Source organism: Conexibacter sp. CPCC 206217 (assembly GCF_030646165.1).
Lineage (GTDB): Bacteria > Actinomycetota > Thermoleophilia > Solirubrobacterales > Solirubrobacteraceae > Conexibacter.
Genome location: NZ_JAUTDO010000001.1, coordinates 78101 through 89460 on the forward strand (window position 1 = coordinate 78101; position 11360 = coordinate 89460).

The window sequence follows — 11360 nt, forward strand, 5'->3', positions numbered from 1 at the left end:
ACGGCGAAACTCATCGCCGCCCGGCCGTGACAGCACTCGCGTGAGCTGACCGCCGGGGAGCGTCAGCGCCGATCAGTGCCGGCGAGCCGACTTCATCGCCTTCTTCACCACGACGGTGATCGCCTTGCTGCGCGCCGCGGCGTGACGCGCATCGCCGTGGTAGCGCACCCGGATCACGTACCTGCCGGGATTCAGTCGCGGCAACCGCACGGTCACCAGACCGTTGCGGCCGACCCGGACCTTCTTGACGAGGACCCTCTTGCCGGACTCGACGCTGACCGTTCCGGTCGGCCGCGACGCGGTCGCGCCGGACACGCGGACCTTGAGCGTGGCGCGCGTGCCGACCGGGACGCTCTCGACCTTGCCCACCGTGATCCGTGACTTGGAGCGCTTCGCCGGCGCGATCCCCTCGCCGGTCGGCGCCATCGGCTGGGCGTCGGGCGTCGCCGGCGGGGTGCCGGGCGCCACCGGCGGGGATGCGCCGGGATCCGGGGTCATCTGGCCGGGATCGGGGGACGGCCGGGTCGGCTCATCGGACGGGGTCGGCTCATCGGGCGGGGTCGGCTCCGTCTCCTCGTCCGCGCGCACGATCACGGCGCGGGATGCGACGGAGCGGTTGCCGTTGGCGTCCTCGACCACGTACGCGATCGTGTAGACGCCGGGAACGGAGCTGTCGACGGTGCCGATCACCTGCGTCGTCGAACGCAGGTCGCCGTCGACGTCGTCGCGCACGTCGACCCCGTCGAGCGGGTCGAACGCGCCGCCGACCGGCAGCACCGTCGGCAGTGCCGGAACCGTGATCACCGGGGGGGTCAGGTCGGTGCCGGCCGGGGTTGCGAAGAAGACCCCGCCGAAGGCGCGCACGCCGGTGCCGGCGGCGTCTCTCTTCGTGTCGCGGCTGGTGAAGTACCAGGCGTACGCCTCGCCGTCGGTCAACCCCGGCCACTCGACGGAGGCCATGGCGCCGGAGGGGGCGACCTGCTCGCCGATCACGGTCTCGGAGGGCGCGATCAGGCCGACCAGGCTCGTCGAGAAGCTCGTTCTGCGCGTCTCGAGCTGGATCGGCAGCTTGAAATCGTCCTCGTGCCCGTTGAAGCGGCGGCCGGGGTCGTGCTCGGTGTTGCCGAAGTCGTCGAGCATCGGGGAGTAGGTGTCGACGCTCATCTCCGAGCGGGCGACGTCGAACTGCAGCAGGCGGAGGTAGCTCGAGCCCATCCGCAGCTTGACGTGGTCGCCGAGCACGTCTGCGAGGCCGACCTCGTTGGACTCGATGTTGTAGCCCTGGTAGTCGGCGAGCAACTCGACCACGTCGTGCCGCGGCGTGCCGGCGTTCTTGCGCACGTTGATGCTGACGCCGTGCTCGTGGCCGGAGAGGACGAGGAAGACGTTCCGGTGCGGCGACACGACTCTGTTGTAGACGCGGCTGCCGTCGTGGGAGAAGTTCCCTCTCCGTCCGTCGATCCGGGTGCTGGGCCCGTTGTAGGAGTGGGTCAGCACGATCGCGTTGCGATCCGCGTACTGGTCGAGCACGCCGCTCGCCCAGTCGGCCTCCTCCTGGGTGACGTCGTATCCGAGCATGACCGCCACGAAGTCGAGGCCGCCCGTCGTGAAGAGGACGTAGCTGTTGTCGTTCTCGCCCTCGCGCCACGGGTCGTAGCTGGCGTTCTCCTGCTTCCATGACGGCAGCTCGGAGAGCGCCTCGTAGCGATCGGGGCCGAAGAAGTCGTTGTAGACGCTGCCGGCGCCGTTGTCCTTGCCGGCTCTGTTGTCGTGGTTGCCGGGCAGGACGTTGTTGGGGACGCCGGCGTCGTCGAGCCGCTTCTGGGCCTCCGAGGCGAAGGTGAACTCCTTGCGGGCAAGGGTCTCGTTCGTCGCCCCGGCCGCCCAGTCGTTGATGATGTCGCCGGTGTTGAACGCGAACGCGATCTTGCGCTCTCTGGCGTTCTCCCCGATCCAGTCCGTCACGCTCGTGTAGGCGTTGCGCCACGCGTCCTGCACCGCCGCGTTCTCCGACTGCACGACGCCTCTCGGCACGAACTGCGGGTCCGAGAAGTGGGCGATCGAGAAGTCGTAGTCGTCGGGATCCTCGAAGGCGTCCCGCACCGGTGCGTTGAGGTCGTCCGCGAACGGGTCCTCCCCGACGACCAGGACCTGGATCGCCCCGCCGACGACCTCGTCGGCCGAGGCGGGCGCCGACAGCGTCACCGGCGCGTCGGAGGCGCCGCGGGTATCGGCCAGTCTCTCCCACGCGCCGCTCGCGTCGTTCCACGCGTACAGGGTGACGAGACGAGCCGGGTCGGCGTAGCCGGTCCAGACGATCTGGGTGCCGCTCACCCGCTCGGCATCGGCGGCGATCGCGAAGCGCTGGAACGGGAGCGCCGAGCCGGTCGCCGGGCTGGCGAGGGCGTTGTCCCGTCCGGGCCCGAACGCGCTCGACAGGTCCGAGCCCTCGGCGTAGTCGAACGACAGCGTCGCCGGGATCGCGTCGACCACGCCCTGCACGACGCCCTCACCGGGGGCGACGTCGGCCCCGGTGAAGGTCGTGAAGACCTGGTTGCCCGAGGGGTTGTCGGCCGAGGCGAGGAGCCTGGTGAGGCCGCGCGCCTGCTCCACCCTCCCGATGCCCAGCAGCGGGATGTTGCCAGTCGTGAATCTGACGTCTTGGCTGAAGGGGACGCCGAAGACGGTCTCGGTCTGGACGGTCAGCGTGTGCCGTCCGAACTGCATGCCGGGGCCGATGGCGGCGCCGGGCTCGACCGGCTCGCCGTCGAGCAGGAAGCGCGGCTGGCCCAGCAGCAGCTCGGGGTTCGAGAACACGGCACGCAGCTCCACCGAGGAGGTGACGTTCTCATCCGCCGCGGGCCGGGTGGAGAGGAGCGCCGGCTGCTCGTCCTTGCGCGAGTCTCTCATCGCGTCCGCGTAGAGGGCGCGGATCTGCCCGGCGTCGAGCGCGGAGCTGAAGATGCGTGCCAGCGACACACGGGAGTGGGCGTAGAACTGCACGCTGCCGTTCGAGCCGCTGTCGGCGCCGAGCCGGAAGACCCGTGCGTTGGCGGAGGGCGGCGCGATCGCACCGGTGGTGTCGGACTGGGAGACCAGCTCGCCGTCGACGTACAGCTGGACCTGCGTGCCGGTCCACACGCCGACGGCGTCATACCAGCGGTTGCGCTCGGCGGGAACGGTGGCCCGTGCGGCACCGCCGGCCGTGTTGAAGTTGAAGCTGAGGTCCGCGCCGCGGATGTTGATCGAGAAGCCGCCGCTCTCCACGTTCGAGCAGAGGTTCTGGTTGGTGTCTCCCAGCGGCAGGACGCCGTCGAAGCTCACGAGGCACTCGACCGTCATGCCGGCGGCGAGCCTGTCGTACTGGCCCTCCAGCGAGTAGCCGTAGGAGTCGGCGATCCCGTTGAAGTGCGCCACCGGACGTCCCAGCAGGGCGTCGGTGTCGATCGCCGGCGCGCCGCTGACCTGCGCCGGCACGTCGCGCGCGTGGTCGGCGGCCGTGCCGTCGGCGAAGTCGACGTCGAGCACGTCGGCCCTGGGGGCCTCCACCGCGACGGGCGCGTTCTTGCGCGCGTCGTCGTAGAGCGCCTTGGTCTGCTCGGCCGTGACGGGGAACGAGTAGACGCGGGCCAGCGTCACGCTGGCTCTGGCGTAGAACTGGGCGGTTCTGTTGGTGCCGCTGTCGGCGCCGAGCTGGAAGTAGCGCGAGTTCTCCTTGGGGGGAGAGAGGTCGCCGGTGGCCTCGGCTTCGCCGGCGAGCTGTCCGTCGACGTACAGCTGGATCTTCTCGCCGTCCCAGACGGCGACGACGTGATACCAGGTGTCCTTCTGGGCGGTGATCGCCGCACGGGCTGTGGCAGTCGTCGTGTTGAAGTTGAAGGTGAGCTGATCGCCACGGAGGTTGATCGCGAAGCCGCCGCTCTCGACGTTGGAGCAGACGTTGCGGTTGTCGCTGCCGCTCGGCAGATCGCCGTCGTAGCGGAAGTAACACTCGACCGTCAGACCTCTGGTCAGCGACGTGTAATCGAGCGGATATCCGTAGGAGTCTCTTCTACCATCGAAGCTGGCGTAGTTGCGGCCGAGACTCTCCTCAGAAAGGATCGCGGGGGCGCCGAACACAAGACTCGGCGCCGCGTTCGCGACGTGATCAACCGCCGTGCCGTCAGCGAAGTCGACATCCAGCACGTCGGCTCTGGGGGTTCCCACGTCGCCGGGATCGCCGGGATCGTCAGGGTCGCCGGGAGTGCCGGGGTCGTCAGGATCGGCGGGCGCGTTCTTGCGCGCGTCGTCGTAGAGCGCCTTGGTCTGCTCGGCCGTGACCGGGAACGAGTAGACGCGGGCCAGCGTCACGCTGGCTCTGGCGTACGACTGAGCGGTTCTGTTGGTGCCGCTGTCGGCGCCGAGCTGGAAGTAGCGCGAGTTCTCCTTGGGCGGGGCGAGCTCGCCGGCCGCGGTCTCGCCGGCGAGCTGTCCGTCGACGTACAGCTGGATCTTCTCGCCGTCCCAGACGGCGACGACGTGATACCAGGTGTCCTTCTGGGCGGTGATCGCCGCACGGGCTGTGGCAGTCGTCGTGTTGAAGTTGAAGGTGAGCTGATCGCCACGGAGGTTGATCGCGAAGCCGCCGCTCTCGACGTTGGAGCAGACGTTGCGGTTGTCGCTGCCGCTCGGCAGATCGCCGTCGTAGCGGAAGTAACACTCGACCGTCAGACCTCTGGTCAGCGACGTGTAATCGAGCGGATATCCGTAGGAGTCTCTTCTACCATCGAAGCTGGCGTAGTTGCGGCCGAGACTCTCCTCAGAAAGGATCGCGGGGGCGCCGAACACAAGACTCGGCGCCGCGTTCGCGACGTGATCAACCGCCGTGCCGTCAGCAAAGTCGACATCCAGCACGTCGGCCACCGGGAGCGGTACGTCCTCCGCGTGGGAGGGAGCGGCGCCGAAGGCGAGCAGGCCGACGAACAGGGTGCAGGCGAGCAGCATGCTGGCCAAGAGCCTGCGCAGCGAATGTCGATTCGAAGGGATCGAAGGGTTCACGAGGGTCTTTCATGCGGGAGTACGATCGGAGAGCGCGGACCGCGAGAGGTGAAATACGTACGCACAGCGCGGTTTCGCGGTGTGCAGTGACGCTATTACCGAATCCTCAGGGTGGGGTTGCCGCCGTGTGAACTGGGATCGGTGGCGGCCGGGACTTACGTGTCGACGCGTCCTGCTGAAATCAGTGAGCCGAACCGTGAGCTTCCCGTCGCTCGGCCACGCGGGCCGGACCGATCGCCATCTCGTGTGTGCGTCACCAGGTCGCAGGCTCCAGCGCGTGGTAGGGATGGGCGCGCTGATAGACGGCCGCGATCCGCAGCGCGAGCGAGTCGGTCAGAGGGCGGGTCGCGATCTGCATGCCGACCGGCAGCCCGGTGGCGGGCGAACGACCGGCGGGAACGGCCGCCACGGGCGTTCCCGCGACGCTCAGCGGTGAGCGCAGCGACGCACCGACGGCAGGCATCTCAGCGGCCTGCGGCGAGGGGCGCGGCGGCGGCTCGCAGGAGAGCGTCGGCAATGCGAGCGCGTCGAGGCGGTGTCGGTCGAACAGGACGCGATAGGCCGCGCGCAGCATGCGCGCCTCGCGCCGTGTCCGCCGCGTTTGCTGGGACCCGATCCGCAGGCCCGCCGCGCTCTCGAGCAGCGCGCGCGTGCTCGGCAGGTAGTCCTGCGCACGCGAGGGCCACCAGCGCCGGTGGTGTTCGAGCAGCTCGGCGAGCACGAGCAGCTCGCCGATCGGCCGTGGACCGGTGCCGCGTTGTGACGGCGGCGTGACGCTGACGAGACGCGCGCCGAGCGCGGCCAGCTCACCCGTGAAGCGCGTCCACACGACGCCGATCCCGGGTGCGACGGCTCCGAGCCAGGTGTCCGTCGGCAGCCCGATCCGGATCCCCGCAAGAGGGCGCCCGGACGCGCGCGGGCCTGGGCCGGCCCCGAGCGCGTCCAGCGGACGATCGCGCACGGCCGCGTCCGAGCAGGCGCGGAGCGGGTCGGCGGCGAGCGCCCATCCGTCGGCTGCGACCGCCGCGAAGAGCGTCGCGACGTCCTCGATCGAGCGCGCCATCGGCCCGACCTGGTCGAGTGCCCGCGCGAGCGGGAGCACGCCGCGGCGGCTGATCCGCGCGAACGACGGTCGCAGCGCCGAGACCCCGTTCATCGCGGCCGGATTGCGGACGCTGCCGCCGGTGTCGGTGCCCAGCGCTGCGCTCACCAGCCGCGCGGCGAGTGCGACGGCGCCGCCGCCGCTGGATCCACCGGCGGCGACCCGCGGATTCCACGGGTTCGCCGTCTGCGGAGTGATGCTGCCGACGGCGAGCTCATGCGTCTGCGTGTGCCCGACCAGGACGGCTCCCTGCCCGGCGAGCTGCGCCCAGACCGCGCTGTCGCGCCGGGCGACGTTGCCGCTCAGCACGCGACTGCTCCCGGTCAAGGGCAGACCACTTGCTGCGATCACGTCCTTCAGCGCGACCGGGATGCCGCACAGCGCGGGCGCATCGGCGCGCTCCCGCGCCAGCCGGCGATCGGCCACGGCGGCAGCTCGCATCGCAACCTCCTCGTGGATCGCCGTGAAGGCGTTGAGATGCGGGTCCTCGCGCCCGATCCGCGCGAGCGTCGCCGCGGTCAGCTCGGCGCTGGAGAGCGCACGCCCGTGCAGCAGCAGGGCCAGCTCGCGCAGGCCGGCCCGCGCCAGCTCGTCGGGCGGCTGGCGCGGCTGCACCGGCCGGGGCTCGCGATCCGGCATCCGGCGCGCGTCCGGCACCTGACGCTACGCGTGCTCGGGACCGCCGACCTCGGCGGCGAATGCCGCCAGCCGCGCATGCGGTCGCCCGCCGGTCGCCGCGGCGACGGCGATCAGCAGCTCGTCGGCGCGCGGCGCGTCACCGACACGCACCTCGAAGGTGCTGTGGTGCGAGCGAACGGTGTGGTCGTGGACGTGCTTGAGCGGGATGTCGACAGTCGCCCCCGCGGCGGCGCGCTTCTCGGTCGACGGCAGCAGCGAGGTCGCCCCGGCCGCGGCGCGGATCGGGTTGCCGAAGGTGAGGTTGTGCAGGATCGCGGAGACGTGCTCGACCTCGCCGTCGAGCCCGGCGATCCCCGCCTTGCCGAACGCTTCGGCGGGGTCACCGGCGAGCAGCTCGCGCAATCGCCCACCAAGCTGTTCGCCCAGCAGCGCGCAGTAGGCGTCGATCAGCGGCTCGAGCCGCTCGACGTAGACGCCGGCGTACGGGTTGGCGACGACGGCGATCGCCGCGACGACGCGCAACGGCGGTGTCACCGCGCGGCCTGCCTCGAAGCGGATCTCTTCGGTCGCGGTCGTCAACTTGCGGATCTGCGGCACGGGGGTCGTCATCGTCCTCCTCGCTGCTGCGGCGCGGCGACGCCGTCGCGCCCCAGCGCGGCGGCCCCGCCGTCGGGATGGGGCGCCGGGGCTCCGGCGTCGGGATGCGGCGCGACCTCCGTCGCACCGGGGAAACTCGGGCTGGCGCCGCGGCGCAGGGTCGAGCGCGCTGCGCACGCCGCCGCCCAGCGGACGGCCTCCAGCAGCTCGGCGCCGCGCGCGAGCGCATCCGCCAAAGCGCCGGCGAACGCGTCGCCTGCGCCGGTCGTGTCGAGCGGCTCGACGGCGACCGGCGCGACGTGCTCGATCGCGCCACGCCGCACGACGAGCGCGCCGTCGCCACCGAGCGTCACGACGACATCGGCGTCGAGCCCCAGCGCCGCGACCTGCGCGGCGACCTGCGCCCGTGTCGCCGCCGGCTGCGCGCCGGCCAGCGCGGCCAGCTCGACGCGGTTGGGCACGAGCACGTCGACGCCGGCCAGCAGCTCGCGCGGCAGCGGCGCGGCCGGCGCCGGGTTCAGCACGACGGTCCCGGCGGCCAGCTCGACCGCCCGCGCGACGGCGCCGAGGGGAATCTCCAGCTGCACCAGCGCGACGGCGGCCCCGCGCAGCAGCGGCGCGGCGTCGTCGACGTCGGCGGCGTCGAGCGCGCCGTTGGCGCCGGCCGCGACGACGATCTGGTTCTCGCCGCCGCGCGCCACGACGACGGTCGCGGCACCGGTCGGCAGCGGTGCGGTGGTGACGGCCGCGGTGTCGACCCGCTCGGCCGCCAGCTCGCCGAGCGCCGCGACGCCCGCGTCGTCGGCGCCGACGCGCGCGACGAGCGCGACCGGCCGCCCGAGCCGCGCCGCGGCGACCGCCTGGTTGGCGCCCTTGCCGCCGAGGTGCTGCTCGACGCTCTCGCTGAGGACCGTCTCTCCGGGCACCGGCAGATGGTCGACCGCGTACGAGGTGTCGCGGTTGACGCTGCCGACGACGACGACCGCGCCGGCGGCCGCGCCCGAGCCTGCCGCGTCAGCCACGGCTGATCGCCTCGCGCGCACGCCGGTACTCCTCCACGACGACCTCGTTGAGCTCCGCGACCGACGTCTCGTGCGCGCGTCTGTCGAGTGTGATGGAACCGTTCTGCAACAGTTTGACCTCGTCGCAGATCTCGAGCACCTGCGCGTAGTTGTGGGCGATCATCACGATCGCGACCTCGCGCCGGTCGCGGATGCGACGGATCAGGTCGAGGATCATCGCGCCCTCCTTCGCGCCCATCGCCGCCAGCGGCTCGTCGAGCAGCAGGATCCGCGACTCGGCGCCGACCGCGCGGGCCACCGCGATCGCCTGTCGCTGGCCGCCGGACAGCTGACCCGTGGGCGTATGGACGGAGGGGATCGAGACGCCGATCTCGTCGAGCCGCCGCTCGGCCTCGCGCGCCATGCGGCGGTCGTCCAGCCATGGCAGGGGGCGGCGCCGCAGCTCGCGGTTGAGGAAGAGGTTGCGATAGACCGGCAGCGAGTCGATCAGCGCAAGGTCCTGGTAGACGGTGTTGATGCCGAGCGACTGCGCGTGCACGACCGACTGCAGCGCGACCTGCTCGCCGTCGATCACGATCCTGCCGGCGTCCGGCTTGAGGAAGCCCGAGATGATCTTGACGAGCGTCGACTTGCCGGCTCCGTTGTCGCCGAGCAGCCCGACGACCTCCCCGCGACGAACGGACAGCGAGACGTCCCCGAGCGCGCGCACCGGGCCGTAGCGCTTGGCGATGTGCTCGACGCGCAGCGCGTCGACGACCCGTCCGTCGTGCTCCACGGCGCTCATCGGAACCCTCTCCGCAGCCGCCCGATCCCGACCGTCAGGATCATCGCGACGATGATCGCGACACCGACGATCAGGTCGAAGGCGAAGGCGTTGACGCCTGCGAGCGTGAAGCCGTCGCGCAGGACGCCGAGGAAGACCGCGCCGACGAACGACCCGATCACGGTGCCGGAGCCGCCGGTCAGCAGCGTGCCGCCGATCACGATCGCGGAGATCGCCTGGAAGGTCAGCGTCGGACCGCCCGCGAGCGGGTCGATCGAGGTCACGCGAACCGCCTCCAGAATGCCCGCGAAGCCGGCGAACGCCGAGGCGAGCATGAAGGCGCGGATCTTGACCCAGCGCACCTTGATGCCCGCCTCGGAGGCGCCGAGCATGTTGCCGCCGGTCGCGATCGTGTGGCTGCCGGCGCGCGTCTTCGTCAGCACGAGCTGCAGCACGACCATGAAGCCGACCGCCCACAGCAGCGCCGCGTAGGTGCCCCCGCCCATCACTCTCGCGAACGTCCCCTCGCCCGGCGTCGTCTTCGGCGTGCCGTCGGAGATGACGAGGTTGAGGCCGTTGAGCAGGAAGAAGGTGCCCAGCGTGACGATGAACGAGGAGATCCCGATCACGGTCGTGACGAGGCCGTTGAGCAGCCCGACGAGGCAGCAGGCGAGCACGCCCACGACGACGGCGAGCACGAGTGGCAGCCCGGCGTCGTGGGCGTAGTAGAAGATCAGCGGCGAGAACGCGAACGTCTGGCCGAGCGAGAGGTCCATCTCGCCGGAGACCATCAGCAGCGTGGCGCCGACGGCGATGATCGCGGTCGCGGCCACGAACGACGCGAGCGTGCCGAAGTTGCCGCTCGTGCCGAAGTCGACGGCGGTGTTGAGGAAGTAGACGCCCAGCAGGATCGTGACCGCGACGATCGGCATCTCCGGCCGGCGGCCGAGCAGCTCGACCGCCCTGCGCTTGAGCGTCGCGCCGCCCGCGGCACCGGTGGACCCGGTGCCGCGCTCGGCGGCGATCGGCGCGTTCGCGTTCATGACGGGGAGATCACCTTCTGCTGTCTGGTCGTCGCGAGGAAGCGCGACGGGTTGTCGATGTAGGCGGCGACGTCGGCTCTGGTCACCACCTTGTTGGCGAGGTTCATGTCGGCCGGGCCCGTCTGGCCGCCGGAGATCTTCGTCAGGAACAGCGAGACGATCGGATAGAAGCCCTGCAGGTACTGCTGCTCGTCGATCGTGAAGTCGAGCGAGCCGTCGGCGACGTACTTGAGCGTCTGTTCCAGCGCGTCGTAGCCGCCGCCGGTCATGCCGCTGCTGCGCAGGTCGTTCTTCTTGATCACCTGTCCGATCGCCTGCGTCGCGTAGGCGTCGAGGCCGTAGAGCCCCTTGACGCTCTTGTGGCCCTGCCAGTAGGCCTCCACGCGGGAGACCGACTCGTTGATCGTGAAGCCGCTGGCGGAGAGGGCGACGCCGATGCCGGCCTCTTCGAGCACCTCTCTCGTGCCTCTGATGCGCGGCGTGGCGTACTCGGCGCCGGGCTGCGCGGCGAACAGGACGACGTCGCCGGAGCCGCCGACGAGGTCGACGATCCGTCTGCCCATTTCGATGCCGGCTGCGTAGTTGTCGGAGCCGACGTAGGCGAGCCGGTCGCTGTCGGGCGCGTCGGAGCTGAACGCGATCACCGGGATGCCGGCCTTGATGGCCTTCTCGACGGCGCCGTCGAACGCTCTCGGGTCGACCATCGAGAGGGCGATGCCGTCGGCCTTGGCGGTGATCGCCGCGTTCATCGCGTTGAGCATCTCGCTGACGTCGCCGTTGGCCGAGCCGGTCCACTGATAGTCGGAATCGACCATCGCGGCGGCGTCTTGCACGCCGTACTGCGTCGCGGTGAAGAACGAGTTGGTGGTCGCGTGGCAGACGACGACGAATCTCCAGCGCGGCGTTCTGGGGAAGTTGCCGACGCCGCCGTTGCCGCCGGCGGCGGAGTCGGTGCTGGAGTCCGAGGTCTTGCCGCAGGCGGCGAGCAGCGCCATTGCGCTGCCGCCCACGCCGGCCGCGGCGGCGCCGCGCACGAGCTGTCGGCGGTTGAGCCGTCTGCTGTCGTCAGGTGTAGGCAGGGACATGCGATGAACCTCTCTCTGAAGCGATGTGCGCGTGACGGAGGCGACGCACGATGGTCGGACGGACAGTGCTCG

At 71.0% G+C, this 11360-nt stretch carries 7 protein-coding genes; all 7 read right to left on the minus strand.

Translation table 11 applies throughout. From position 1 onward, the window contains the following. Positions 1–72: 72 nt before the first annotated feature. Positions 73–4983 (minus strand): LamG-like jellyroll fold domain-containing protein, encoded by a 4911-nt coding sequence (locus Q7L65_RS00350; RefSeq protein ID WP_304719122.1) that lies wholly within the window; start codon positions 4981–4983, stop codon positions 73–75. A gap of 307 nt (positions 4984–5290) precedes the next feature. Continuing rightward, positions 5291–6778 carry an amidase gene (locus Q7L65_RS00355; RefSeq protein WP_304718216.1) on the minus strand — a complete coding sequence of 496 codons (1488 nt, stop codon included), beginning with the start codon at positions 6776–6778 and terminating at the stop codon, positions 5291–5293. 24 nt (positions 6779–6802) lie between these two features. Beyond that, positions 6803–7387 (minus strand): amino acid synthesis family protein, encoded by a 585-nt coding sequence (locus tag Q7L65_RS00360; protein WP_304718217.1) that lies wholly within the window; start codon positions 7385–7387, stop codon positions 6803–6805. After that, positions 7384–8397 (minus strand): ribokinase, encoded by a 1014-nt coding sequence (locus Q7L65_RS00365; RefSeq protein ID WP_304718218.1) that lies wholly within the window; start codon positions 8395–8397, stop codon positions 7384–7386. The genes Q7L65_RS00360 and Q7L65_RS00365 overlap by 4 nt, the downstream gene beginning before the upstream one ends. Continuing rightward, positions 8390–9181 carry an ATP-binding cassette domain-containing protein gene (locus Q7L65_RS00370; protein WP_304718219.1) on the minus strand — a complete coding sequence of 264 codons (792 nt, stop codon included), beginning with the start codon at positions 9179–9181 and terminating at the stop codon, positions 8390–8392. Before Q7L65_RS00370 ends, Q7L65_RS00365 begins: the two co-directional genes overlap by 8 nt. Then, positions 9178–10203, minus strand: coding sequence for an ABC transporter permease (locus Q7L65_RS00375; protein ID WP_304718220.1), 1026 nt, complete (start codon positions 10201–10203; stop codon positions 9178–9180). Before Q7L65_RS00375 ends, Q7L65_RS00370 begins: the two co-directional genes overlap by 4 nt. Beyond that, positions 10200–11288, minus strand: a complete 1089-nt coding sequence (locus tag Q7L65_RS00380; protein WP_304718221.1) for a substrate-binding domain-containing protein — start codon at positions 11286–11288, stop codon at positions 10200–10202. Before Q7L65_RS00380 ends, Q7L65_RS00375 begins: the two co-directional genes overlap by 4 nt. Positions 11289–11360: the final 72 nt, after the last annotated feature.